This window comes from Cupriavidus sp. USMAHM13, assembly GCF_001854285.1.
GTDB classification, from domain to species: Bacteria; Pseudomonadota; Gammaproteobacteria; order Burkholderiales; family Burkholderiaceae; genus Cupriavidus; species Cupriavidus malaysiensis.
Genome location: NZ_CP017751.1, coordinates 533,810 through 557,317, shown reverse-complemented (window position 1 = coordinate 557,317; position 23,508 = coordinate 533,810). Strand labels below are relative to the sequence as shown.

At 62.6% G+C, this 23,508-nt stretch carries 26 protein-coding genes; 7 read left to right on the top strand and 19 right to left on the bottom strand.

The features are described from left to right. Positions 1-113: 113 nt before the first annotated feature. Positions 114-1,694 carry an aldehyde dehydrogenase (NADP(+)) gene (locus BKK81_RS02460; protein WP_071010608.1) on the bottom strand — a complete coding sequence of 527 codons (1,581 nt, stop codon included), beginning with the start codon at positions 1,692-1,694 and terminating at the stop codon, positions 114-116. 34 nt (positions 1,695-1,728) lie between these two features. Continuing rightward, positions 1,729-3,468: an IlvD/Edd family dehydratase gene (locus tag BKK81_RS02455; protein WP_071010607.1), complete on the bottom strand. Its 1,740-nt coding sequence runs from the start codon at positions 3,466-3,468 to the stop codon at positions 1,729-1,731. Positions 3,469-3,760: 292 nt separating this feature from the next. Between BKK81_RS02455 and BKK81_RS02450 the strand changes: the two genes are divergently transcribed. Next, positions 3,761-4,795 carry a LysR family transcriptional regulator gene (locus tag BKK81_RS02450; RefSeq protein ID WP_083383895.1) on the top strand — a complete coding sequence of 345 codons (1,035 nt, stop codon included), beginning with the start codon at positions 3,761-3,763 and terminating at the stop codon, positions 4,793-4,795. Between the two features lie 173 nt (positions 4,796-4,968). On the opposite strand, the gene BKK81_RS02445 is transcribed toward BKK81_RS02450, so the two are convergent. Together BKK81_RS02445 and BKK81_RS02440 are read right to left on the bottom strand one after the other, a co-directional pair. After that, entirely contained in the window at positions 4,969-6,267 is a 1,299-nt protein-coding gene (locus BKK81_RS02445; RefSeq protein ID WP_071010605.1) for a sulfatase family protein, read from the bottom strand. Positions 6,268-6,396: 129 nt separating this feature from the next. Next, positions 6,397-7,386, bottom strand: a complete 990-nt coding sequence (locus tag BKK81_RS02440; protein WP_231907965.1) for a Bug family tripartite tricarboxylate transporter substrate binding protein — start codon at positions 7,384-7,386, stop codon at positions 6,397-6,399. A gap of 492 nt (positions 7,387-7,878) precedes the next feature. Between BKK81_RS02440 and BKK81_RS36730 the strand changes: the two genes are divergently transcribed. Further along, the gene (locus BKK81_RS36730; RefSeq protein ID WP_071010604.1) at positions 7,879-8,433 is read left to right on the top strand and encodes a MarR family winged helix-turn-helix transcriptional regulator; all 555 of its coding nucleotides are present in this window, start codon (positions 7,879-7,881) and stop codon (positions 8,431-8,433) included. A 36-nt stretch (positions 8,434-8,469) separates the two neighbouring features. On the opposite strand, the gene BKK81_RS02430 is transcribed toward BKK81_RS36730, so the two are convergent. Beyond that, positions 8,470-8,766, bottom strand: coding sequence for a DUF1484 family protein (locus tag BKK81_RS02430; RefSeq protein ID WP_083383893.1), 297 nt, complete (start codon positions 8,764-8,766; stop codon positions 8,470-8,472). Between the two features lie 417 nt (positions 8,767-9,183). Here BKK81_RS02430 and BKK81_RS02425 point away from each other — a divergent pair, with 417 nt between their 5' ends. Next, positions 9,184-9,405: a hypothetical protein gene (locus BKK81_RS02425; RefSeq protein WP_197523946.1), complete on the top strand. Its 222-nt coding sequence runs from the start codon at positions 9,184-9,186 to the stop codon at positions 9,403-9,405. 177 nt (positions 9,406-9,582) lie between these two features. Here the strand turns inward: BKK81_RS02425 and BKK81_RS35100 are convergent, their stop codons facing one another. The 5 genes from BKK81_RS35100 to BKK81_RS34015 form a co-directional block, all read right to left on the bottom strand. After that, a complete protein-coding gene (locus BKK81_RS35100; protein ID WP_156811099.1) occupies positions 9,583-10,371 on the bottom strand; it encodes a hypothetical protein in 789 nt (262 codons plus the stop codon). Beyond that, positions 10,368-11,522, bottom strand: coding sequence for a DEAD/DEAH box helicase (locus BKK81_RS34025; protein ID WP_083383892.1), 1,155 nt, complete (start codon positions 11,520-11,522; stop codon positions 10,368-10,370). The genes BKK81_RS35100 and BKK81_RS34025 overlap by 4 nt, the downstream gene beginning before the upstream one ends. A 33-nt stretch (positions 11,523-11,555) precedes the next feature. Further along, on the bottom strand, positions 11,556-13,142 hold the full coding sequence (locus BKK81_RS34020; RefSeq protein WP_083383891.1) for an ATP-binding protein: 1,587 nt from the start codon (positions 13,140-13,142) through the stop codon (positions 11,556-11,558). Between the two features lie 47 nt (positions 13,143-13,189). Then, positions 13,190-14,179, bottom strand: a complete 990-nt coding sequence (locus tag BKK81_RS02420) for a DNA-methyltransferase (protein WP_083383890.1) — start codon at positions 14,177-14,179, stop codon at positions 13,190-13,192. Between the two features lie 142 nt (positions 14,180-14,321). Continuing rightward, the gene (locus BKK81_RS34015; protein ID WP_335582872.1) at positions 14,322-14,516 is read right to left on the bottom strand and encodes a helix-turn-helix domain-containing protein; all 195 of its coding nucleotides are present in this window, start codon (positions 14,514-14,516) and stop codon (positions 14,322-14,324) included. 908 nt (positions 14,517-15,424) lie between these two features. On the opposite strand from BKK81_RS34015, the gene BKK81_RS02415 reads away from it, so the two are divergent. Continuing rightward, positions 15,425-16,186, top strand: a complete 762-nt coding sequence (locus BKK81_RS02415) for an HNH endonuclease (RefSeq protein ID WP_071010601.1) — start codon at positions 15,425-15,427, stop codon at positions 16,184-16,186. On the opposite strand, the gene BKK81_RS02410 is transcribed toward BKK81_RS02415, so the two are convergent. The 9 genes from BKK81_RS02410 to BKK81_RS02385 all read right to left on the bottom strand — a co-directional run bounded on the left by BKK81_RS02410 (position 16,183) and on the right by BKK81_RS02385 (position 21,661). Further along, entirely contained in the window at positions 16,183-16,482 is a 300-nt protein-coding gene (locus tag BKK81_RS02410) for a hypothetical protein (RefSeq protein WP_071010600.1), read from the bottom strand. The two genes, BKK81_RS02415 and BKK81_RS02410, sit on opposite strands and share 4 nt — an antisense overlap. Before the next feature lie 159 nt (positions 16,483-16,641). Beyond that, complete coding sequence (locus BKK81_RS35095; RefSeq protein WP_156811097.1) at positions 16,642-17,073, bottom strand: hypothetical protein; 432 nt, start codon at positions 17,071-17,073, stop codon at positions 16,642-16,644. A 10-nt stretch (positions 17,074-17,083) separates the two neighbouring features. Next, on the bottom strand, positions 17,084-17,221 hold the full coding sequence (locus BKK81_RS35090; RefSeq protein WP_156811095.1) for a hypothetical protein: 138 nt from the start codon (positions 17,219-17,221) through the stop codon (positions 17,084-17,086). 39 nt (positions 17,222-17,260) lie between these two features. Next, the gene (locus BKK81_RS02405) at positions 17,261-17,656 is read right to left on the bottom strand and encodes a hypothetical protein (RefSeq protein ID WP_071010599.1); all 396 of its coding nucleotides are present in this window, start codon (positions 17,654-17,656) and stop codon (positions 17,261-17,263) included. A gap of 25 nt (positions 17,657-17,681) precedes the next feature. After that, positions 17,682-18,635, bottom strand: coding sequence for a M35 family metallo-endopeptidase (locus tag BKK81_RS34010; protein ID WP_197523945.1), 954 nt, complete (start codon positions 18,633-18,635; stop codon positions 17,682-17,684). A 94-nt stretch (positions 18,636-18,729) separates the two neighbouring features. Then, the gene (locus BKK81_RS02395; RefSeq protein ID WP_071010598.1) at positions 18,730-19,431 is read right to left on the bottom strand and encodes a hypothetical protein; all 702 of its coding nucleotides are present in this window, start codon (positions 19,429-19,431) and stop codon (positions 18,730-18,732) included. A 96-nt stretch (positions 19,432-19,527) separates the two neighbouring features. Then, positions 19,528-20,088, bottom strand: coding sequence for a hypothetical protein (locus BKK81_RS35085; protein ID WP_156811093.1), 561 nt, complete (start codon positions 20,086-20,088; stop codon positions 19,528-19,530). Next, positions 20,085-20,786, bottom strand: coding sequence for a hypothetical protein (locus tag BKK81_RS02390; RefSeq protein ID WP_071010597.1), 702 nt, complete (start codon positions 20,784-20,786; stop codon positions 20,085-20,087). The genes BKK81_RS35085 and BKK81_RS02390 overlap by 4 nt, the downstream gene beginning before the upstream one ends. A 236-nt stretch (positions 20,787-21,022) precedes the next feature. Further along, on the bottom strand, positions 21,023-21,661 hold the full coding sequence (locus tag BKK81_RS02385) for a hypothetical protein (RefSeq protein ID WP_071010596.1): 639 nt from the start codon (positions 21,659-21,661) through the stop codon (positions 21,023-21,025). A gap of 144 nt (positions 21,662-21,805) precedes the next feature. Between BKK81_RS02385 and BKK81_RS02380 the strand changes: the two genes are divergently transcribed. The 3 genes from BKK81_RS02380 to BKK81_RS02370 all read left to right on the top strand — a co-directional run bounded on the left by BKK81_RS02380 (position 21,806) and on the right by BKK81_RS02370 (position 23,367). Beyond that, on the top strand, positions 21,806-22,315 hold the full coding sequence (locus BKK81_RS02380) for a hypothetical protein (protein WP_083383887.1): 510 nt from the start codon (positions 21,806-21,808) through the stop codon (positions 22,313-22,315). 63 nt (positions 22,316-22,378) lie between these two features. After that, positions 22,379-23,032, top strand: a complete 654-nt coding sequence (locus BKK81_RS02375) for a type VI secretion system amidase effector protein Tae4 (protein WP_156811335.1) — start codon at positions 22,379-22,381, stop codon at positions 23,030-23,032. Beyond that, positions 23,029-23,367 (top strand): hypothetical protein, encoded by a 339-nt coding sequence (locus tag BKK81_RS02370; RefSeq protein WP_071010594.1) that lies wholly within the window; start codon positions 23,029-23,031, stop codon positions 23,365-23,367. Before BKK81_RS02375 ends, BKK81_RS02370 begins: the two co-directional genes overlap by 4 nt. Positions 23,368-23,508 lie beyond the last annotated feature (141 nt).

Here is a 23,508-nt window from a genome sequence, read left to right as displayed (position 1 = left end):
TGTATCGCTTCGTGTATCGCTTCGTGTACCGCTTCAGCTAACGCTTAGCGTGCCGCTTCGGGCGAAGACGCGCGGCCACGCGCCTTCTCCCCGCAGCACGGCGCGGACAGCCTTCAGCCGGCGCCGCTCTCCGCGCGGCCGGCCACGCGACGGCGCAGCCCGAGCGGATTGCCGTCGCGCAGCGCCTCCGGCAGCAGCGCCTCGGGCAGGTTCTGGTAGCAGACCGGACGCAGGAAACGCTCGATGGCGGCCGTGCCCACCGAGGTGCTGCGCCCGTCGGAGGTGGCCGGGAAAGGACCGCCGTGGACCATGGCGTCGCACACCTCGACGCCGGTCGGAAAGCCGTTGGCCAGCACCCGGCCGGCCTTGCGCTCCAGCAGCGGCAGCAACCGGCGCGCGTCGGCGTGGTCGGCCTCGTCCAGGTGCAGGGTCGCGGTGAGCTGGCCCTCCAGCCCGGCCAGCACACGCTGCAGCTCCGCCATATCGGCGCACTCGACCAGCACGCTGCAGGGGCCGAACACCTCGTCGGCCAGGCTGGCATCGGCCAGCAGGTCGGCGGCGCGCACGCGGAACAGGGCGGCCTGCGCGCGCCCGGGCGCCGCGGCGCCGCGCGCCAGCGTGCGCACCGCCCGGTGGCCGGCCAGCCGCTCGCAGCCCGCGGCATAGGCGCGCGCGATGCCCGGCGTCAGCATCACGCCGGCAGGCACCGCGGACAGCGCCTGCGCCGCCGTGTCGGCGAAGCGCTCAAAGGCGGCGCCGGCCAGGCCCAGCACCAGGCCGGGATTGGTACAGAACTGGCCGCAGCCCAGCGTCACCGAGGCCACCAGTTCGGCGGCCAGCGCTTCGCCGCGCTCCGCCAGCGCGGCCGGCAGCAGGAGATTGGGATTGACGCTGCTCATCTCTGCGTAGACCGGAATCGGCACCGCGCGCGCCGCCGCGATGCGCATCAGCGCCAGCCCGCCGGCACGCGAACCGGTGAAACCCACCGCCTGGATGGCCGGATGCGCCACCAGCGCCGCGCCCGCCTCATGGCCGGCATCGAACAACAGCGAGAACACGCCGGGCGGCAGTCCGGCCGCGGCCACCGCCGCCTGCACCGCGCGCCCGACCAGCTCGGAGGTGCCGGGATGCGCCGGGTGGGCCTTGACCACCACCGGGCAGCCGGCCGCCAGCGCGGCGGCGGTGTCGCCGCCCGCCACCGAGAAGGCCAGCGGGAAATTGCTGGCGCCGAACACCGCCACCGGGCCGATGCCCACGCGCCAGAAACGCAGCGCGGTGCGCGGTGGCTGCCGCTGCGGCAGCGCCGGCTCGATGCGCACGTCGCACGCGTCGCCGCTGCGCACCAGCGCCGCGAACAGGCGCAACTGGCCGGCGGTGCGTGCGCGCTCGCCCTCCAGGCGGCCGCGCGGCAGGCCGCTTTCCTGCATCGCGCGCTCGATCAGGGCGTCGCCCAGTCCTTCGATGCGCGTGGCGATGTCCTCCAGCAGGCGCGCGCGCGGCTCGGCCGCCAGTGCGCGGAAGCCGTCGTCCGCCTGCGCGGCGAGGCGGCAGGCCTCGTCCACGTCGGCCGCCAGCGCGCTGCCGAAGCGCGGTGCCGCGATGGGCTCGCCACTGGCGGCATCGAGCGCCTGGAAGACCGGTCCGGCGCCGCGGCGCGCGCCGCCGCCGATCAGCAGTTCGCCGCGCAGGGCCATCTCGTTTCCGTTCCCGTTCTGCATGAAGGCCCCCTCAGTGCGAATGACGGGGCACGGCCGCGCCGCGGCAGCCCACCAGGAAATCCAGGTCGCAGCCCTCGTCGGCCTGCAGCACGTGGTCGACGTAGAGACGCTGGTAACCGCCATCGCCATGCCCGCGCGGCGGCGCCAGCTCGGCCATGCGGCGCGCCAGCTCGGCCGCGTCGATATCCAGGTGCAGCGTGCCGGCGTCGCAGTCCAGCTCGATCCAGTCGCCGTCGCGCACCGCCGCCAGCGGTCCGCCGGCGGCGGCCTCCGGCGCCACGTGCAGCACCACGGTGCCGTAGGCGGTGCCGCTCATGCGCGCATCCGAGATGCGCACCATGTCCTTCACGCCCTGGCGCAGCAGCTTGGGCGGCAAACCCATATTGCCCACCTCGGCCATGCCGGGGTAGCCCTTTGGGCCGCAGTTCTTCATCACCAGCACCGAGCTGGCATCGACCTCGAGCGACTCGTCGACGATGCGCTCCTTGTAGTGCTCCAGGTTCTCGAACACCACCGCGCGCCCGCGGTGCTTAAGCAGCTCCGGCGTTGCCGCCGAGGGCTTGAGCACGGCGCCGCGCGGCGCCAGGTTGCCGCGCAGCACGCGGATGCCGCCGTCGGCGATCAACGGCCGGTCCAGCGGCCGGATCACCTCGTCATTGGTGTTGGGCGCCTCCTTGACGTTGTCCCACAGCGACCGGCCGTTGACCGTGAGCGCGTCCGGATGCGGCAGCAGCCCGCGCTCGCCGAGCCGGCGCAGCACCGCCGGCAGGCCGCCGGCGTAGTAGAACTCCTCCATCAGGAAGCGGCCCGAGGGCATCAGGTCGACGATGGTCGGCGTGTCGCGGCCGATGCGGGTCCAGTCCTCCAGCTCCAGCGGCACGCCGATGCGCCCGGCGATGGCCTTCAGGTGGATCACCGCATTGGTGGAGCCGCCGATGGCCGCGTTGGCGCGGATGGCGTTCTCGAAGGCGGCGCGCGTCAGGATGCGCGACAGCGACAGCCCTTCCCTGGCCATCTCCACGATGCGGATGCCGGACATATGCGCCAGCACGTAGCGGCGCGCGTCCACCGCCGGAATGGCGGCGTTATGCGGCAGCGTCACGCCCAGCGCCTCGGCCATGCAGGCCATGGTGGAGGCCGTGCCCATGGTGTTGCAGGTACCCGCCGAGCGCGACATGCCCGCCTCGGCCGAGAGGAACTGGTGCACATTGATCTCGCCGGCCTTGAGCGATTCATGCAGCTGCCACACCGCCGTGCCCGAGCCGATGTCCTTGCCGTCCAGCTTGCCGTTCAGCATGGGCCCGCCGCTCACCACGATGGCCGGCACGTCGCAGCTGGCCGCGCCCATCAGCAGCGCCGGCGTGGTCTTGTCGCAGCCGCACAGCAGCACCACCGCATCGATCGGATTGCCGCGGATGGCCTCCTCCACGTCCATCGCCGCAAGGTTGCGCGTCAGCATGGCGGTGGGGCGCAGGTTGGACTCGCCGTTGGAGAACACCGGGAACTCCACCGGGAAACCGCCGGCCTCGTAGATGCCGCGCTTGACGTGCTCGGCGATCTTGCGGAAATGCGCGTTGCAGGGCGTCAGTTCGGACCACGTGTTGCAGATGCCGATGATGGGGCGCCCGTCGAACTCGTGGTCGGGAATGCCCTGGTTCTTCATCCAGCTTCGGTACATGAAGCCGTTCTTGTCGGCGGTGCCGAACCATTGGGCGGAGCGCAGCTTGGACTTGGGTTTCGATTCCGGCATGACGGGTAAGCGATGGCAGGGAAGGTCTGGGGTGTCTGGAGACGGATGGCCCCGGGGCACGGCGCGCCAGGTGGCACCGCGCGACGGCATGGCAAGGCAAAAGCGGGGAGAGGTCGTCGCCCGGCGCGGCGGCGGCCGCCTGGCGCCGGCGGCTGGCCTGGCGCGCGGCCGCGCCCTGGGGGGCGGCTTGTCTCCGTGGTTCTATCTGTTGTGGTGTGGGATCGGACAGGGCGCAGTGTACGAGCCAACCTGATAACCTTCTAATGAAAGTTTCGGACGGATCGATACACAGATGAATATCAGCGTAAACCCTGAACCATCATCCTTGCCCTCCCCGGCGCCCTCCCCATCGCCCTCCCCCGCGCGCACGCCGGGCGGCGCCACCAGCCCCTGGTTCATCCGCACCCGCCTGAAGACCCGCCAGTTGCTGCTGCTGGTGGCCCTGGCCGAAGAGAGCAACATCCACCGCGCCGCGGCCGCCCTCAACATGACGCAGCCGGCCGCCTCCAAGCTGCTGCGCGAACTGGAAGACATGCTGCAGGTGCCGCTGTTCGAGCGGCTGCCGCGCGGCATGCGCCCCACCCTCTACGGCGAAGCGATGATCCGCCACGCGCGCGCGGTGGTGGGCAGCCTCGACCAGGCGCAGGAAGAAGTGCAGGCGCTGCGGGCCGGCCACCTGGGCCAGGTCGCGGTGGGCACCATCACCTCGCCCGCCGTCAAGCTGCTGCCGCCGGCGGTGGCGCGGCTCAAGCAGGCCCACCCGGGCCTGCGCGTGTCATTGGAGATCGAGAACAGCAACGTGCTGCTGGAGCGCCTGGCCCAGGACAAGCTCGACCTGGTGGTCGGCCGCCTGTTCGCCGAGCACGACAAGCTCCACCTCAGCTACGAGCCCCTGGCCGACGAACCGGCCTGCGCCGTCACGCGGCCCGGCCACCCGCTGCTGGACACGCCGGGGCTGACCCTGGCCGACCTGCAGCACGCCACCTGGATCGTGCCGCCCGCCGGCAGTGTGCTGCGCCACCGCTTCGACCTGATGTTCCAGCGCGACAGCCTGTCGCCGCCGGCCAATGTGGTGGAAACCGCCGCCCTGCTGTTCCTGACGCGCATGCTGGCGCAGAGCGACATGCTGGCCGTGCTGGCCGCCGACGTGGCGCACTACTACGCCGAGCACGGCATGGTGGCCATCCTGCCGCTGCCCATGCCCTGCCGCATGGACGACTTCGGCCTGATCCTGCGCACCGACCGCCTGCCCTCGCCGGCCACGCAGCAGATGGCGCAGGCCCTGCGCGAGGCCGCGCGCGAGGTGTATGCGCTGGGGGGTGGCTGAGCGGTCGGGTGAGCGGTCGGGTGAGCGGTCGGCTCAGCGGGCGATGGAAGGAGATGGAACGAGATGGAAGGCGCGGGCGGCCGAGCGCCGCCCCGGAAGGCTGCCGTGGAGAGCGGCCATGGAAGGCCGCCGTCGAAGGCAGCCGTGGAAAGCAGCCGTGGAAAGCCGCCCCCTCAGCGCTGCGGCATATCCTTCGCCGAATACCCCAGGCTTACCAGCGCCTCCTCCGGTATCGCCGGCATCTGCGCATTCCACGCCAGCCACGCCTCGCGCATCGCCGCCAGCCGCCCGGGCTCGCGCGCGGCGCGGTTGGCGCGTTCGCGTTCGTCCTGGCTGAGGTCGAACAGGTAGTCGTGGCCGTCCACCTGCAGGTACTTCCAGTCGCCGTCGCGCAGGGCGCGCTGGTCACGGTGCTTCATGCGCCAGTAGAGCGGGCGCGGGAAGCGGTGGCCGGCGTCGCGCAGCAGCGGCAGCAGCGAGATGCCGTCGAGCGGGTACTCGGGATGCGGCGCCACGCCGGCGGCGTCGAGCATCGTCGCGGACCAGTCCATGGTCATGCATGGCTGGGCGCTGCTGCCGCCCGGCGCGATCACCGCCGGCCAGTGGGCGATCCAGGGCACGCGGATGCCGCCTTCGGTCAGGTCCATCTTGCCGCCCACCAGCGGCCAGTTGTCGGAGAAGCGCTCGCCGCCGTTGTCGCTGGTGAAGACGATCAGCGTGTTGTCGAGCCGGCCGAGCCGGCGCAGCGCCTCCACCAGCCAGCCGATGCCTTCGTCCATGTGGTGGATCATGCGGCGGTAGGTGTGGATATTGCCGCCGTCGAGGTGGAACAGGTTGTCCTTCACCTGCGGCGCCAGCGCGGCGTCGTCGCGCGTCTCCCACGGCCAGTGCGGCGCGGTGTAGTGCAGGCTGAGGAAGAAGGGCGCGTCCTGCGCCGCCATGCGCTCCACGTAGTCCACCGCGCGGCGCGACAGCAGGTCGGTCAGGTAGCCGGGCTCCTGGTGTGGCGCGTCGTTGTGCCACAGGTCATGGCGGCCGGTGGAATCGCAATGGGTGAAGTAGTCCACACCGCCGGCCATCGGCCCGAAGAACTCGTCGTAGCCGGACAAGAGCGGGCCGAAGTCCGGCGCGAAGCCCAGGTGCCACTTGCCGATCAGCGCGGTGCGGTAGCCCGCATCGCGCAACAGCGACGGCAACGTCGGATGCGAGGGCGGCAAACCCTGCGGCTGGCCGATGCGTTTGCTGCTGATGGGCTCCTCCGCCGCGCCGCGCAGGCGGTACTGGTAGCGCGCCGTCATCAGCGCGAAGCGGGTGGGCGAGCACACCGGCGAATTGGCATAGCCCTGCGTCAGCAGCAGGCCGTTGGTGGCCAGGCTGTCGAGCACCGGCGAGACGGGCACGCGGCCGCCGTAGCAGCCCAGGTCGGCATAGCCGAGATCGTCGGCCACGATGTAGATCAGGTTGGGTTTCATCGTTCACTCGATAACCGGCGCGGCGCGACGGACACGCGCGCCGGCGTTCAGAAAGTCATGCGCGTGGCGGCCGCGGCCGGGCGACGCTCAGCCCTCGACACTCAATCTGCGCCGCTCAATCCGCGCCCCTCAATCCGCACGAATGCCGGCGGCGGCAATCAGTTGCCGGTAGCGCTCCGACAGCGTCGCCATGCGCTGCGCCGCCGCCGCGCCCACCGCGCCATCCGGACGCATATCCAGCGCCGCCAGCCGCGCGCGCACCTCCGGCCGCGCCAGCGCATCCGCCATGGCGCGCTCCAGCACGCGCTGCACCGGCTCCGGCGTGGCCGCCGGCACCATCGCCACGTACAGCACCTCATGCTCCAGCGCCTTGAAGCCCAGCTCCGTCACCGTCGGCACCTCCGGCAGCAAGGTCGAGCGCTGCGCGCCCGTCACCGCCAGCGCCTTCACCCGCCCCGCCTTCACGAAAGGCAGCAGCGCCGGCGTGGCCAGCATGCCGCCATCCACCTCGCCCGCCACCACCGCCGTGGCCGCCGGCGAACTGCCCTTGTACGGCACGTTGTTCAAAGTGGCCCCCGTGGCACGGCGGAACGACTCCACCGCGATATGCCCCGGGCTGCCGCTGCCCGCCGAACTGAAGTTCAACGTCTTCGCCTTGGCGCGCGCCAGCAGGTCGGCCATGCTGCCGATGCCCGTGGCCGGATTCACCCCCACCAGCAGGCCCGAGGTGGCCAGGATCATCAAGGGCTTCATCTCCCCCGGCTGGAACGGCATGCTGCGGTAGATGTGCGGATTCACCGTGAAAGTGGTATCGATGCCGAACAGCACCGTATAACCATCCGCCGGACTGCGCGCCACCGCGCCCGCCCCCAGGTTGCCGGCTGCGCCGGGCTTGTTCTCCACCACGAACGGCTGCTTCAGCTCGCCCTGCAGCACCTGCGCCACCGAACGCGCCAGGATGTCCGACGGCCCGCCCGGCGGGAAGTTGTTGACGAAGCGGACTGGCTTGCTGGGATACAGGTCCTGCGCGTACGCCACGGCAACAGCACCAGGCAGGCCCATCGACAGCAAAGGCAGCGCCGGCAACCACGACAACGCGCCCAGCAAGCGGCGCAGCACAGCGCGACGCGGACGGCCCGCGGGCTGCGCCAGCGACGACGGCTGGCACAGCGACGCGGCAGGCCATCGGGAACGCCAGCAGGAACGCAGCCCGTCATGTGGGCCAGGGGGCAGGGAACGGCAAACAGACATGTCTCCAACTCCTCTAAGCGCCGGTTGGAAAGCGATGGCGATGACGATGCGCGCCCCGCGCAGGGCCCACGCATCCGCGATGCACAGCCCCCATCGCCACACACGAGGCCACCGACCGCGCACAGACGGCCAGCGGAACCCGCGCGCCGCCACGACATCCCTCCTCCACCGGCTGGTGGGCACCCTGGGCCAGGCAGCCAGCGCCACCGCGCCAGCCTGCCGACAACCCGGGTTGTCAGGGCAATGTACGTTGCGCACAATCAGTTGTTCAAAACAACCATCCCCCGTGTTAACCAGTGGCCAGTGGCCAGCGACCCATGCCAAAGGCCACTGGCTACCCGCCACCCGCCCCACCCCACCATGCCGGACCGCACGCGCCTGACCCAGCCCCAGTCGATCGAAGACCTGCTCCTCTACCGCCTCAGCGCCGTGCTGGCCGGCGCCGGCGGCATCGTCATCCGCCAATGCGAAGGCCGCTTCGGCATCACGCGCCGCGAATGGCGGCTGCTGGCCCTGCTAGGCGCCCACGCCAGCGGCCCCGCCCCCACGCTATCCGCCCTGGCCACGCTGGCCCACCTGGACCGCCCGCGCGCCTCGCGCACCGTATCCGAGCTGGTGCAGAAAAAACTGGTCAGCCGCACCACCCGCGCGGGCGATGCGCGCCATGTCTCGCTGGCACTCACCGACGCAGGACTGGCGCTGTACCGGGAAGTCTTTCCGGTGACGCAGGCGGTCAATCTTGAACTGCTTGGGGCGCTGGAGGCTGCGGAAGTGGCGCAGTTGGAAGCGATCCTGGGGAAGCTGGAACAGCGGGCGGCGGGGATGGCGGAGCGGGGTGGGTTGCCGTTGGCGGATCGGCGGGCTGGGGGGAGTCGGCGGGGGCGGCAGGGGGGTGGGGGCGACGGCTCGATGTAGGCCGGCGCCCGCGCGTTCGTTCGCTTGCTTGCAGGCTCAGTACAGGGACTGGACGCGGTCTACCGCCTCGTCCATCTGCAACTTCAGCGGCAGGAGCAAGGCGTGGAGGCCGTTGCTGTCGAAGCTCTCGCCTGCCTGCAGTTCCAGCAAGGTCAGCAAAGCGTCCAGGCCGGCGCTGACGCGCAGGAGTTCGTCGCAGGATTGGAGGATGGTGTCGCGGTGAGAATCGTCGCTATCGAGCATGGAAGTGTCATCCGACAGCAGGCGCTGGGCGATAGGTGTGGCCTCGTGAGGATTGGCGGCAAGGCGTAGACGGCGTTGACGGGCGGTCATAGGCGACTCCTTCATCCAAGGGTTTTCGAAATGCATGCGCCCTCACGCCCTTTGCAAGGACTGGCTCACGCAATCCGCAGAGACGCAGCAGCCCCACCCGCATAGTCCATAATGCGGCTGATCAGGCCCAATAGAATCCCGAGCCCGCGCCAGCTTTTCCGAGACTGAGCGCGGGCCATACCGTTGCCAGATGGCTCGGCCTCCCTGGGCTTGCTGCGGTACCTCGAGACGCACGGAAGCACCCATCGCCGCTCGGACAATGTGCGCGCTCCCGCGTCACGCCACCTGAGGCACATACCTCTGGCGGCGAACGAGGCTAAATTTACCTTGCAAGGCTAATATAGCCCAATTGAAATGCGCGATCGTGTTGTCGAGCTGATAGATTTCGTTGCTGGCGGGAACCGGCGCTACAAGCGCATGGAAGAGCTGACCGGCGTGAAGGCGGACAACTGGAAGAACACCTGCCGGAACCAGCAGCGGGTGACGCAGGACATGGTTGAAGCGATTGGGGTGATTTGGCCTCAGTATGCTTACTGGCTGGTCACCGGGAAGACGGATGAGGTGCATGGACATACCTCGCCCACTCGGGATCGGATTGCTCGGGATTTGGAGAAAGTCAAGGAAGAGGGCGACCAATAGATGGCTGGCGTCGCTCCTAGAAGCGACGCGTAGATATTGAGTAAGCGCATCCGAGCAGAAGGGAACTTACCCACCAGCCCTTTTCCCTCTAGGCTGCAGAGATCGGAGCGATCTACGAGCCTCTTGAGGAAGTGGAAAAACCTAATTCACAATAGGCTTAATCTACGCGCATCATTGCTATGTGTTAGATGGCCGGATTGAAATACGCCCTTCGAAACTTCGGATGAGTTGCACATAGCTCTCGTGATCAATCAGAGCCGGTCCTCGGTCCTTGCTTACCCAAAGAACACCAGCGGTCTCGCGAACAGTCCAATCTCCGCAGTTTCCAAACTGATCGACAATTTGGATATTTCCTGTGGGAAGCCCACACCCCTTCGGTATGCGGAGACTATTATCAATAGCCGAGTAGCGAGCAAAGCCCAGGCTTTCGGCCCTGACGTTGAGCCGCCCCTCTAGTTCATGCGCGGTACGACCGCTTCGATCTCGATAGATGGAAATAGTCAAATACTGCACATCGACCGCATGCAGGGCAGTTTCCCAAACAGAGTTATGCAGATTTCCAACAACAGCTACATAGCGTGGTACATATCGCAGCAATGACTCTGCACGCTCTCGGTTAATTTCCTCGAAAGCACGCGTCAAGCTAGTAACACATGAAGCCTCAGGCTCGCCATATCTGAAACATCGGACCTGTGGGAGAACGTGGTGCTCGAGCGAATGGCCGGCCAACTCAACCTCGACGACGAACCAATGAGAGAGGCTTTTATGAATAAGTGCGAGATCGGCAACCCTGCGCTCCCCCTCCAGAACGAACGTACCAGCGAATACGCCGCATAAGTAGTCGGGCAGGAGGCACGCAAGCGCCTTGACAACTTCCGCCTCAAAATCAATCTCCACGAATTGTGTTGGATCGACAAGCTCGAAAATATTGTCCTTATGGCACTCTCCAGTCAAGAGTCTCCTCATGCCCGGCTCCATGTGACTGTCGCGACGCCATCTAGACGCTCCTCCTCTTCTTTGAGCCTGTCGATTTCCGGCCCTGTGGCCACGAGCGTATATATCGACGCATTTTTTTTCCCCTGAGCGGGGCGTACTACGCGTCCCAGGCGCTGAATTCGCTGGCGTTGCGTCGCGGTACTCGCTGCGATAATGCCGACCTCCGTCTCTGGGACATTGAAGCCCTCATCCAAGGCTCGGCATGTAACAAGCACGTCGATTTCACCCTTCCGGTATTGCCCAAGCATGGCTGCCTTGGCACGCAGCGGCATCTTTGAGTGATAGACCCCGCTCTTAACCCCATTCTCCGTCAAAACAGCATGGATAAGATCACAAGCCTCGATATCTTCATGAAAAACCAGAGCACGCTTACCACGGTTTGCAGCAACTAACTTCAGCGCCAAGCGAATACGGTTCAGACTAAGGTTAAGAACACGCGCACGCCTCAAAAATAATGCAACTGTCTCGTCGGCCTCCGCACCGTACCTGCTAATCGATCTTGCAATGGCTTTCGACAGTTTTTCGTACTCAGCCTGTCGCTCCTCTTCCAATTCAAAAACGATATTTTTGAGTTGGAATGGCACAATTACACCGTCATGCAATGCATCTGCGTAGCCGTAGCTAAATATGACCGAACCAAGCGCTGGAATAAGTACATCGTGCAGCCCATCATCATACGGACGCTCGGGGGTCGCCGACAAGCCAAGTGAAGCAAAACTCTTCACACTCAAGGCTGCACGAAAATACTCTGAAGCAGCCTTGTGACATTCATCAACGATCAAGAAACAACTGTGCTCCCCCATTCGCCCCGCGAGCTTTGCCGCCGTATTAAGCACAGCAATATTAATAGCCCCCAATCGAAACCTCAGAGTACTTGTAATCACATTTATCTCATCAAGATCGAGATCAAAATAATTAGCCGCCTCCTCCCACCATTGCTCCAACAATGCTGCCGTAGGCACCACAATAAGTGTAGCTTTCGGCCGAATTCGATCAATACAAGCCAAAGCAAAAACTGTTTTCCCACCACCAGTAACTACACTTACGATACCTCGATGATTGGCGCGCTCCCACTCATTGAGCGCCTCAACCTGCCAGCCTCTTGGAGTCAACTTAGGCAATCCACTCTCCTAGCCTCGATCAGAGATCTACTTCTACTTTACATTGGGGCCAAATAGATCGTACTCGGCCTGCTCCCTCACCTCTGCATCAGCGTTATCAAGTTGAGTCGCTCTGGCGCGGAGCAGGTCATTTTTCAAGCGACGGACACTATCGGGATTCACACGAGATACAAGTTTGCTAGCCTTAAATTCGGCAACCGCATCGAAAATATACTGCTGCACACACTCGCTAATCGAATCCTTCGCCTCAAGCGTCTGGTAGTACGGATGTAGGCCATTTATGATCACATGGATAACACCGGCCTCAGCACCTGGCACAAAAGTGACATGGGGCTCCCATTCGCTCGTCTCCTTCTGCGAGATGATTACAAGTAAATCCGGCAGAATTTCAAGGCGACCGACCTCATCCTCAGCAACCAGTGATTTTAGCTGCTGCTGGTTGTTCGCGGAGAGAGTCTCGGCTGGTGGAAGTGCGGCATTATTCAGTGCGTCCTTAATTTCCGTGCTTGTGAATTCATCCTTCATGCTCCTGACAAGATCGCGAACTTGCTCCTTGGACCACTTCTGACCTCTTCCTGGCCCGCGACGGCTCTTGGCATAATCCGCATAGGCTTTTGTTTCCTTCACAAGAAACTGCTCAAGGACATCCTCTTCGTCGCCTTCGAAGAGAATTGCATCCTTGGTGTGCGAGACCATAAAACCGTCGAGTTGCAACACTCCTGTCAGCCTCTGAGCGACCAAGTTGTTTGCACCCTCATCATCAACGCCACCAAAGATAGCTTTGGGTTTCCACGCGTTGGGGAAACCCTGAATTTGCCGCCGGTTCTGAAAAAGGGAAAATCCACCAAACTTTCGCCCACCTTTACGCAGGACTCCGATCCAGCCCTTAACAGTTTTTCCCTCAATCGTTAGCTCAGGAAGATCCCTCTTCATGACAATGCCAGATGGATCAGTGTCCCAATCACTCTCTTGCGGGGGAGTCACCTCCTCACCGTTGTAGGTTAATTTCAGCGCGACCTGCCCTTCGTCATCTGGTCGTAAATCAAACATGTACATCGACCCAAGATAGGTCTTGATAGTCTCTTCCGATCGCTTTTGAATCACACGCCTCAATCCACTTATAGTAATTCGCGTGTAATGCGCCCCTTTGTCGACCGTCTTCATGGTCAATGGGACTTTTGCATTATGGTTGGCAATCGCGTCCACATCAACGGTAGCTGTCCACTCCTCGCCACTGTCCCATTCACAAGTGGTTACAGTCCACTTACCACCAATCCAGCAAGCGGCGGTCTTCATGCCCATACCATACTTAGATCGCCCCTTGCTATCTGCTGTAGGGTGGGCAATGCGCAACGCAGCGACTAGATCGTCCTTAGTCATCCCAATCGAGTTATCTTCGATCGTGATTTCCTTGGTTTGGCGATTGTGGACGATGGACACCGTGAGTGGTTGACCATCAGCCTTAAGAACGTCATCAATCAGACTACCGTAGTTAAGACGCGACTGCGTCGAATTATCGACAAACTCTGCCAGCGCAAACCACATCGTATAACTTAAACGACTATATGCATCGATCGCCTTAGGACCAACGGTCAATTCCGCCTCGAAGTCTTGCACCATTACCCTTCCCCTCGATTAAAAATTTATTAGCTTACAACCATTCTCACTTATCGCGAGAAAACATCTTGCGTTAGACGATCCCCGAAACGCCCTCGCGATCCCTTGATGTAATCTTCCGATGCCTCAATGCTTATCCAGAACCGCTCAAGGTCTTCAGCCGCCGCACCGCTTGTATTGCTCCCACCAAATGGATCGAGAACGATATCCCCCGGCTCAGTAAGGAATTTTATGAAGAACTTTGCCAAATCACCAGGCATGCGAGCGGGGTGTGGCTGAAGATTATGCTCACGGCAATAAGTTTGATAGGGGTCAGAACTGTGAGTATTAGCGTACGTCAGAACATTAGATGGAATTGCACCACCATTATCCCGCAAGAAGGCCGTCTCGCTAATTGCGTGCTCCGATGGTCTTTTCCCCGAGTTGTAAGCCCCCTTCTTCAGGAGATCCTTCATAGCCTTGCTATATTCTTGGAGGACTCGCTGATTGTTCGCTTTTGGCGTTCGACTGGGCGACATCCACCACAGCTTAGTAAAGCTATCCTTGACACGTATTCTCTCAACATTAACCCACTGAGCTGGCGAAGGAAGCTTTGCTGGATTCTGCCAGATGAACTCCTGACAAAGATATAGCTCATTCTTCGACTGGAACTCCAAAAGTGCACGCAAGGCCAGCGTAGACATCACCGGCATCCCCGGCTCCCAAGAATTCCCCATCTCAATTACGATGGAGCCGTCTGGCGCCAACATTTTTTTAAACAAAGGACCGAATGCCGAAAGCCACTGAATATAGCTATCGCCAGTCTCATTGCCATATCGCTTTTTTCGATTTAAAGGAAATGGGGGTGATGTAAAGATAAGATTGACACGCCCCTCAAAGCGCGACAGCGATCCATCCGAAAGCAGATCATCAGATCTCCCATGCAGCATCCTTCCCCAATGCGTAGCATAAGCCATACTTAAAGGTGGCCGCCCAAGAAAAGGGCTTATAGGCCGCCCATCAGGTTCTTCAGCGATATTTCTTACCGTATTTTGTTGCATGCAAATTTACTTCATTTATGGTTGGCGGTTTCACATTTAGATTCCGACCCAATTCTTACCTTCGGACGCTTTTGGTGCTCGACTATTGGATTTTTTGATCGACAGCTAAAGCTCAACGAGACAAACATGCGATCGAATCCGATCATGCAACGATCTCCAATCCTCGCTTTCGCACCAAGTGCAAAAGCTTAAGAGCGGTACCTGCCGGTCGCTTCTTTCCAATCTCCCACTTCTGTACTGTAGACACACTGGTGTTAAGCAAACGAGCAAAGACTGCCTGACTTACATGTGATGCTTCGCGGATCCCTTTGATCTGCTCAGGATCCAGCGGCTCCACCGGCTGCAAACAGAGATCACCAAACTCACGCAACGTGATTCGCGTCACCCCAGCGAATTTCAAGTCTTGAACGGCATCGGAAGCCAAAATCTTTCCCTTGCGTATTTTAGACTGCCTTCATTACCTATAAAACTTGCGATGCGCTTCCGATCACCGAAGCTCCTCTACGCTACACCCTTCATATCCGCGCCCCTCTCAACCCAGACCTCAACGTAGCGCGGACACAACGCACGTGCCGTTCCTCTCGATCACAATTTCCATCAAAGTTCGCTTTCAGAGGATAACGGTGCTCGCCGAAGGAGCGGACAAGTTGCATTGCACCTAGCAATAGACGCACTTCCGCCAAACGAGCCTTCGAATGGACCCTAATTATATAGCACCAAGTGCTACACTTACATAGCATTCTCAACTCGATTCGCTAGGATTCTGATCCAATGATGCCATCAACCACGTTGAGAAGGCTGCCTCCAGCCGTGCACTCAGCCCCAACCGCAACCTCGGGTCTCCAGGTATTTTGGTAGTCCGATTTCCCATGACAAGGCGACAGGAGGGCAATCTGAATCAACGAGGGAAAAGCGAGAGATAAGTCAGTTCCGCGCTAGCTTTAAGATAAACTTGGCACATCTGATCAATGTCCAGAGCAGCTCTGTGTGCTGGGTGTGCCGTAGCCTGGACTGGGCGAATGTGCGATCAAATGTCGGGGAACCCATAACAGGCTGAACTGGCGAGTAGCACAGGAGTCGTTACGCTCTTGCTCACTTCGGAGCGGTAACTCGAGTACTGCCAAGCCGTGCCATAAGGCTCATGCACGGGTGGCCTTCACCGCCCAACCGAAGAAGGGTTCACAACCGCCGCCAGCAACCGTTATTACTCAGCCATAAATACGCTGACAATATCGGGAAAATCTCATGGCAGTCACCAAGGGGCATGGCAACCCGCCATGGACACGCGACGAAACTATCCTCGCGTTGGAACTCTATTTCAAAGCCGAGGGATCCATGCCCGGCCCGCGCGATCCTCGCGTCGTTGCCTTATCCGAAGAGTTGCGAAATCTTCCCGTCCATCCCCCTGGGATCCGGCAAGCGTCCTTTCGCAATCCAGAGGGCGTTGCCTTCAAGCTCCAGAACCTTCGGCAGGTGGCTACTGGACGGGGCTTGGCCAATGTTTCGGCAGTTGACCGAGAGGTCTGGGCCAGTTTCGGACAGACGCCTGACGTTGTGACGCGCTTGGCAGCGCTGATCCGAAGTGAATCCGCTACGGCGCAGCCTCCCGGTGCGTCGGACGATGAGGAGGAAGAGTTCGCAGAGGGGCGGCTGCTGACCTTGGTGCACAAGCGGCGCGAGCGGGAGAAGGGACTTCGTCCCCTCTTGCTGCGAGCGAGGCGGAAATCGAATGGCTCCCTGACTTGTGATGCGTGCGGTGATGGGCCGAAAACTGCTGACGACTTGCTGAGCGACGCGGGCTTCGAAGCCCACCACACCATCCCTCTTCAGCAAGCGGGCCCACAGGGGACTGCGACGCGAGTCGGCAATTTGGCGCTGCTCTGTGCAACGTGCCACAGACTATTGCATCGCGCGATGCAGGTGAGAAAGACGTGGCTTTCGATAGAGGATTTCAAAACCGTGTTGGCAGGCAGGGAGGCCGTCACCGCGTCATCCGACCGCACCTAGCGAAGGTCTCCTGGGTCGCAGCAAAGATGCGGGCAGCGTGGCTTGAGAATCAACGATGCAGTGTTGAGGAATCGCTCGTGCTCCATGACGAGGATCTTCTCTCTGCTCTGATACACATCTTCCGGGCCGATATCCTGGCGCGCCACGCCCAGGTTCTCAAGCAAGCCGCGCAGGAACGCCACGCGACGTGAGACGAGCGATGGGGAGATGCCTGCATTGGGGTTTTCCCACACCTCGATCAAGACCTCGAATCCGACCGGGAAGGCCTGGCGCGTCTTGTCGCGCCAATCCAGCATGCGCCGTATCTCCTCGCTGGATAGGGATCCCGATCCGGCCTCGAAGAACGATTCATATTCTATGTACGGAGGCTTGCAAGCGTGAGCATTCAAGGAACCCGCAAGAATTAAGAAGACGAGAAATTGACGCATCGTGGCTTGTGTATAGGACGATGTCCTCTACCTGAGATCGCCCAGGTCGCAGCACGCATGCGGACAGCGGGGAGACAAGTGTAATTCGGCACGGTTGAAGAGCGCGTCAGCCCCGGGCTTGCTAAGCCGCATGGTGTTTCTTCGAATCTCCGCCTCTACGATGTCGTCTTGCTGTACGCCGAGATTCCGTAGCAGGGTTCTCAGATGCTCGGACCGATCCTGTGCAAGTGACGGCGAAATGCCGGCGTAGCTGTTCTGCCACACCACGATGTCTACGCGAAAGCCTGCGGGGAAGGCTCGACGTGTATCGCTGTGCCAGAGGGCCATACGCTTCACTTCGCTTCCAGATAGAACACTTTTCCCGACTTCGAACACCGGCTCATACTCGATATAGGGGAGCTTGCACGCGTAGGCGTTACAGGAAAGCCCGAGGAACAGCACGGCAATGGCTTTCAGCATCTCGGTCTCCCTAGCGATGGTGCGTCAGGTCGTCGGCGCGAATCTTCAGGTCGATGGCGTGCAACTCGGCCGGCGGCACCAGCAGCAAGGCGACGCCGGAGGCAGCGCGGGGTGCCTTCGGCAACCGCGCTTTCGCAATCTTCATCATGCTTGGGCCTCCGCGTGCCTGCTGTCCGTTGCCCTGGGGCTACTTCACGATGGGCACCATTCCAGGGCAGCACGGATGCGGGCAGCCCGGCATGAAGTCCACTTGCGCGAAGTTCAAGGGCTCATACGTTACCCCTGGCCGATAGCGGCCGACCTCCACGGAGATCTTGCTCTCCGGCACGCGGAGCGTGGTCAGCCAATGTTGCAAATGGGATGCCCGCCGGTGTGCTAGGGCTCGACTGACGCCCAAGCCAGGTGCGGCATACAGGAAGATGTGGAACTCCTTTTGGTTCTCGTACCTGCCCGGCTCGTCGATCAACCACTCTGCAAGCCTGCGCACTTCAGAGGCCGGCAGGCGGCTCGCGCTGGTCTCGAATTGTGTATTGAATGCAATGACGAAGCTGCACGCCAGCGCGGAATTCGCAAGCATCGTCACGACGACTCCGAGAGCGATGCGAAGACTAGACAATGACATAGCCGGCCACGTTATCTGCGTTCTCAAGACACTGGGGATTCGCCTCCTTGGCTTCTCTTCGAGCGGCGTACAGTCGATAGAAGTGGTCCGTCGTCGCCATGGCGTCATGGAAGTGAGAGACTTCGTGCACGAGTGTAAGCAACTGCGAATCGACACTGTCTGCGTAGGGCGATAGGGCACAGAAGTTCAGCGCAATGGCAATCGTGTGCGTTCCGGTATCCGGCGCGCACACGGCAGCGGCAACCCTAGGATTGTTCCGCGTCTTCGGCGTACAGCCGATGTACTCCATCCTCTCATCCGAGTACCGAACGAAGTTGTCTCCCGTCAACTCCCGCAGGATGCGCTCAATGCGCGGAATTCCATCGAGCAGGTGATGGCGGATCGTTTCGTCAGCCACGCCGAACCAGTGCATGACGCGCGCTCTGTCCCCGTGTTCCCAGCGATGCAGTTCTTCCAAACGCTTCACGCAGCATGCCACCGCTGTGTCTCGAAGCCGAAGGACCATGCTGATGAAGTCTCCATTGCTCATGTTCGGACAGATCCGCTCGGCATCATCCACCAGCATGCCCGCCCCATCGCCTGAGAGTTTCTCTGCGGCCATGGGAACATGGGCATTGAGCGCAGCGGGACGATAGACGCGACCGGGGCCGCCGACCCCGACGACGAAGTGGTGCTGCGAGGGGATGACCACAGGCTTGTCCGCACACTGGCACATCACTCGCGCGCCCCGCACCAGGAGGCGGCGCCCATTCGGGAGCGTGAAGGGTACGTGCGCATCGTTCTGGACCGGACCACCTGCCTTGCAGGCAGGGCAAGTTGCATAGTCCCCCTCCGCGGCTACGGGAACTCCCTCATGCCTGAACCCGACTACGGTCGATGTCAGCATCCCGCCGGTGCTCGTCACATCGCCGTGCCTCAATGCCTCCCGCAAATCTTCCATCTTCATCTCCTTCGATCGAGCCGATGAACCGCAAGGGGGCGAGCGGCGCTCCAGTGTTGTAGTGGACTGAGCCATTCACACTCGGGGAAATTCATCATGCCGTCCTCCTCTCCTCATTCAGCCTCGACATAAACACCTCAAACGGGATGAAGTGCCACTGGGCTGCCTCCGGGTCATACATGGCCAGCTGGTTGACCTGCGCATGCACCGTCGTTCTTTCCGGCATGTTCGCGATGGCGCGTCCCACCTGTTGCTTCCGGCTGCGTTCGTCCAGCGCCAGAACCTGGTCGAAGGTCTCGGTGTAGGCGTACAGCCCGGCTTGTTCGCGCGTGTAGCGGTGGTGCGCCAGGTCGTCGGCGCGGATCGTCAGGTCGATGGCGTGCAGCTTGGCCGGCGGCACCTGCAGTGTCTCGGGCAGGTACACGCTTGCCAGGCTGCCCTGGCGCCGCATGATCAACTTGCCGTCGCTGGCACACCAGCCGCAATGCAGGAAGTAGTGGAGCTTTCCGTCGTGGTCCCGGATCAGCTCGCGCGGGTCGAATGACGCCGCATGGATGACGTGGAAGGGTTCGCCTGGGCGGGACCGGAATGCTGCGTCCAGGTACGCGTCGAACGGCGACAGATGGAAGACCAGCCCATGGCCGAGTGCCGGGTTTTCCGGATCCAGGGCCTCGCATGAGGCCCGGCAGTAGTCCGGCTCATCCGGGCGGGGCACATAGCGCGCGAGCACGTAGAGATGGGGATCGGTGTGGAGGACATGGCCGCACGGCCGGCTGGTCGGTCTGGGTTTCCGCATCGCAGCGCGCTCCTGTCGCAAAGACAATGCGGTCCTTTTACGTCAGTCGCATTCGGCTAGTCTTGGGAATCGTCGGAAGCTGATCGCGCATCTTCTTTAATTCACTGGCGCCTTGTTCACGATGGGTACCATCCCAGGGCAGCACGGATGCGGACACCCTGGCATGAAGTTCACATGGGCGAGATTCGGCGATAGCTCAGATTTCCCCGGCCGGTATGAAGCAATCTCACTGGAAATCTTGCTCGTCGACACGCCAAATGTCGTCAGCAGCCCATGTAGGTGAGCCCCCCGTCTACGTGCAAGTGCAGGGCTGATACCTGCGCTTGGTGCCTGGTAGATGGCGATGTGAAACTCCTCTTGGTTCTCGTACTTTCTCGGCTCGTCGATCATCCACCCCGCCATACGACGGACTTCAGAAGCGGACAGACGCGCCTTGCCCGGTTCGAATTCGGAGTTGAACGAGATATCAAAGCTGCAAGCCAGCGCCGGCTTCGAGAGAAGCCCGGCCAGGAGACCAACCGCAAGGTGAAGTCTGGACAATGACATAGCCGGCCACGTTATCTGCATTTTCGATGCATTGGGGATTTTCAGCTTTAGCTTCCAGCTGAGCGATGAGCGACGAGCAGCGGATAGTTCACACTCTGGGAAATTCGTCATGCCGTCCGCCTCCCCTCCCCCAACCTCGACACAAACACCTCAAACGGAATGAAATGCCACTGCGCAGCCTCGGGGTCGTACATGGCCAACTGATTGACCAGCGCATCCGCCGTCGTTCTTTCCGGCATGTTCTCGATGGCGCGTCCCACCTGTTGCCTCCGGCTGCGCTCGTCCAGCGCCAGGATCTGGCCGAAGGTCTCGGTGTAGGCGTACAGCCCGGCTTGTTCGCGCGTGTAGCGGTGGTGCGCCAGGTCGTCGGTGCGGATCGTCAGGTCGATGGCGTGCAGCTTGGCCGGTGGCACCTGCAGCGTCTCGCGCAAGTACACGCTCGCCAGGCTGCCTTGGCGGCGCATGACCAGCTTGCCGTCGCTGGCGCACCAGCCGAAGTGCAGGAAGTAGTGGAGCTTGTCGCCGTGCTCGCAGATCATCTCGCGCGGGTCGAAGGCCACCGCGGGGACGACGTGGAAGGGCTCGCCTGGGCCGGACCGGAATGCCGCGTCCAGGTGCGCATCGAACGGCGAGAGGTAGAAGACCAGTCCGTTGCCCAGCTCCGGGTTTTCGGCATCCAGGGCTTCGCATGAGGCCCTGCAGTAGTCCGGCTCATCCGGGCGGGGCGCGTAGCGCGCGAGCACGTAGAGGTGGGGATCTGTGTGGAGGACATGGCCGCAAGGCCGGCTGGTCGGTTTGGGTTTCCGCATCGCAGCGCGCTCCTGTCGCAAAGACAATGCGGTCCTTTTACGTCAGTGGCATTCGGCTGATCGTGGGAATCGTCGGAAGCTGTTTGCGCGTCTTCCTGAATTCGCTGGCGCGAGAAACCTTGCTTGACCTGTTGCGGGCCCAGGCGACCCGCGTCGCCTGCAACTTTCCGTTCGCGATGCAGTACGAAATAGTCTCCGACATTGCGGAAGAGGCAGAACTCTTCCGCCGCGCTCCGCTATCGGGACCGCTCGATCGGCTGCGGCCCCGGACAGCATGGATGTGGACATCCCGGCATGAAGTTCACATGGGCGAGATTTGGCGGTAGCTCAGACTTGCCCGGCCGGTATGGAGCGATCTCGCTGGAGATCATGCCGGCCGGCACACCAAGCCTCTCCAGCAAACCCTGCAAGTGAGCCACCCGTCTGTGTGCCATGGCAGGGCTGATGCCTGAACCTGGCGCCTGGTGGAGCGCGATGTGAAACGCTTCCTGGTTTTCGAACTGCCTGGGTTCATCGATCATCCATTCCGCCATGCGACGGACTTCAGCGGCGGGCAGGCGCGCCTTGCCCGGTTCGAATTCGGAGTTGAAGGAGATATCGAAGCTGCAGGCCAGCGCGGGCATCGCCAGCAGCATGGCGATGCCGGTGGCAGCGTGGAGTGCCTTGGGCGAGCGCGCCTTCAAGATCGTCATAGCCCGTGAGCCCCGTGCGCCCTGCTGTCCGTTGTCTGGGATGGCTTCACGATTGGCACCATCCCAGGACAGCACGGGCGCGGGCACCACGCCGTCATACGTAGCACCGATGACTGTGGCATGGAACACGGTGCTGTTGCCCGTTGCGTCGCCATGCTTCGGCGCTTCTCGAAAGTCCTCCATGCAGGTCTCCTGTGGTCGAGCTGGCGGTACGCATAGTGGTCCACACACTGCCACTGTGGCATTGACGCGCCCAACAAGCGATTGGCTGGATTCGCAAGGACGCGGGGAATCTTCGTCATTTCGACGGCCGCAGCCACGACGAGAATGGACGCCGGCCCTGTCGCACAGGACGCCTTTCCCATCCGGCTCGCCATGGCCGCTCTGCGGCTTGCATCGATGATCCTCGCTTGGTACCTGCCTCTCGTTCTTGCCTGTTCATTCGCCAATCCCGCGCTGGCCTGCCTTCCCGGCAAGCACTTCGATCTCTATTTCTCGGCGGGGTCCGTTGTTCCATCGGCCACCGAGGTGAGGCGGCTTGCGCTCTGGGTTGCGGAACTGCGCCGCGACGTGCCGGCGCAGCAAGTCTTTGCCATGAGCGGCTACGCGGATTCCGCAGAGCCCAGGGCGCACGAGCTCTCACGTCTTCGCCTCGATGCGGTGCACCGCCTGTTGACCGGGTGGCGATTCAATCAGGTGCCCATCGCGACCCACTACGGTGTCTATCCTGCGGGGACGGTATCGAACGGCAAGCGTGTGGAGATTTCCCTGCTGCCGGCTTGCCCGAACGATTGCTGCGGCAACGGCGAGCGCCGCGGAACGGCGTCGCCGGCCTAGATGCGCCGGCCACAAACTCCGCACGTCGTCATGCCGACACCAACTGCAAGCGGGATGTCATCCATGCTCCTCCGCAGACTCGCTCTCTTCGCCCTGGCCTGCCCGACAATCACCCTCGCTTCCGCCGCCCCCGCCTGCCCATCTTCCACGCCAACGGTGACCTTCGCCGACCTCTGGCAGGGCTACGTCACCGGCAACCCGTATCGCGACCCCGCCAGCGGCGGTGTGCCACCCGGCTTCGGCAACCAGTGCGCGATCCGCTTGAGCGTGACCTTGCATCGGCTGGGCGTGGAGATGCGGTCGTTCACGCCGGCCAACGTCACGGTGAAGCCGGGCAATGTGTTCGGGCGCATCCTGCTCGATGGCAAGTTCACCGCGGTGCGTGCCGACCAGATGGGCTCGTGGCTGGCCAGGCGGCCGTTCTGCGGCTTGCCGGCGCGGCCGGAGGACATCACCGGCAGGGACTGGCAGGCGCGCATCCGGGGCCGGACGGGGATCGTTGCCTTCGATGGCTATTGGGCGCGGACCGGGGAGTCGGCGGCGCGGGCGAGTGGGGGCCATATCGATCTGTGGAACGGCTCGCGGCTGACGAACCACGGCGTGGCGGGTTCCTTGCTGAACGGGCTGCGTTTCGCGCTGGGCATCCAGGATCCGTGGATTCCGCTGTACTCCGACCTGCGCCGGGCGAAGACCATTCTCTTTTTCGAGATCCGATGATGAAGCGGGCTTTCCTTCGCGTGCTCCTGCGGGCTTTGCTGCGGGCGTTCCTTTTCCTGGTCGGGCTGTTGCTCGGCCTTGTCTTCGACATGGTGGTCGGCGTTGTCGAGCGCCTGGCGGGCACCGATGTGTGCCGGGAGTCGTGTCCGCCCTGGTTGACCAGCGCCTCGCTGGCCGTGTACGTGGCCATGCCGCTGGGTTGGGGGGTGCTTCTGGCCATTGCGGGCAGCAAGCCTCGCGCGGGAAGGGTCCTGCTGGCTTGGGCCTGCGCGTCCTTGCTGCTGATGCTGGCGCTGACGTGGTTGCTGTATCTGGCCCAGCATCCGGTGAGGTAGGGCCTGCCGCGACGGCATCCGGTCATCCGGCCCGGGCTCCGGTGAAGCGGGCCGGCGAGACCCGCCGGATGGAAGGCTACTGCTGCGGCGACAGCCTGGGCCATCCAAGGGATGACGTGCCTCACAAATGTCTGCCAACCG

Coding starts and splice junctions, on each gene's coding strand:
- BKK81_RS02460 (WP_071010608.1), bottom strand. CDS start 1,694: ATGGCCCTGCGCGGCGAACTGCTGATCGGCGGCGGCGCGCGCCGCGGC.
- BKK81_RS02455 (WP_071010607.1), bottom strand. CDS start 3,468: ATGCCGGAATCGAAACCCAAGTCCAAGCTGCGCTCCGCCCAATGGTTC.
- BKK81_RS02450 (WP_083383895.1), top strand. CDS start 3,761: ATGAATATCAGCGTAAACCCTGAACCATCATCCTTGCCCTCCCCGGCG.
- BKK81_RS02445 (WP_071010605.1), bottom strand. CDS start 6,267: ATGAAACCCAACCTGATCTACATCGTGGCCGACGATCTCGGCTATGCC.
- BKK81_RS36730 (WP_071010604.1), top strand. CDS start 7,879: ATGCCGGACCGCACGCGCCTGACCCAGCCCCAGTCGATCGAAGACCTG.
- BKK81_RS02430 (WP_083383893.1), bottom strand. CDS start 8,766: ATGACCGCCCGTCAACGCCGTCTACGCCTTGCCGCCAATCCTCACGAG.
- BKK81_RS02425 (WP_197523946.1), top strand. CDS start 9,184: ATGGAAGAGCTGACCGGCGTGAAGGCGGACAACTGGAAGAACACCTGC.
- BKK81_RS35100 (WP_156811099.1), bottom strand. CDS start 10,371: ATGAGGAGACTCTTGACTGGAGAGTGCCATAAGGACAATATTTTCGAG.
- BKK81_RS34020 (WP_083383891.1), bottom strand. CDS start 13,142: ATGGTGCAAGACTTCGAGGCGGAATTGACCGTTGGTCCTAAGGCGATC.
- BKK81_RS02420 (WP_083383890.1), bottom strand. CDS start 14,179: ATGCAACAAAATACGGTAAGAAATATCGCTGAAGAACCTGATGGGCGG.
- BKK81_RS02415 (WP_071010601.1), top strand. CDS start 15,425: ATGGCAGTCACCAAGGGGCATGGCAACCCGCCATGGACACGCGACGAA.
- BKK81_RS02410 (WP_071010600.1), bottom strand. CDS start 16,482: ATGCTGGATTGGCGCGACAAGACGCGCCAGGCCTTCCCGGTCGGATTC.
- BKK81_RS35095 (WP_156811097.1), bottom strand. CDS start 17,073: ATGCTGAAAGCCATTGCCGTGCTGTTCCTCGGGCTTTCCTGTAACGCC.
- BKK81_RS35090 (WP_156811095.1), bottom strand. CDS start 17,221: ATGATGAAGATTGCGAAAGCGCGGTTGCCGAAGGCACCCCGCGCTGCC.
- BKK81_RS34010 (WP_197523945.1), bottom strand. CDS start 18,635: ATGGAAGATTTGCGGGAGGCATTGAGGCACGGCGATGTGACGAGCACC.
- BKK81_RS02395 (WP_071010598.1), bottom strand. CDS start 19,431: ATGCGGAAACCCAGACCGACCAGCCGGCCGTGCGGCCATGTCCTCCAC.
- BKK81_RS35085 (WP_156811093.1), bottom strand. CDS start 20,088: ATGACGAATTTCCCAGAGTGTGAACTATCCGCTGCTCGTCGCTCATCG.
- BKK81_RS02390 (WP_071010597.1), bottom strand. CDS start 20,786: ATGCGGAAACCCAAACCGACCAGCCGGCCTTGCGGCCATGTCCTCCAC.
- BKK81_RS02385 (WP_071010596.1), bottom strand. CDS start 21,661: ATGGAGGACTTTCGAGAAGCGCCGAAGCATGGCGACGCAACGGGCAAC.
- BKK81_RS02380 (WP_083383887.1), top strand. CDS start 21,806: ATGGACGCCGGCCCTGTCGCACAGGACGCCTTTCCCATCCGGCTCGCC.
- BKK81_RS02375 (WP_156811335.1), top strand. CDS start 22,379: ATGCTCCTCCGCAGACTCGCTCTCTTCGCCCTGGCCTGCCCGACAATC.
- BKK81_RS02370 (WP_071010594.1), top strand. CDS start 23,029: ATGATGAAGCGGGCTTTCCTTCGCGTGCTCCTGCGGGCTTTGCTGCGG.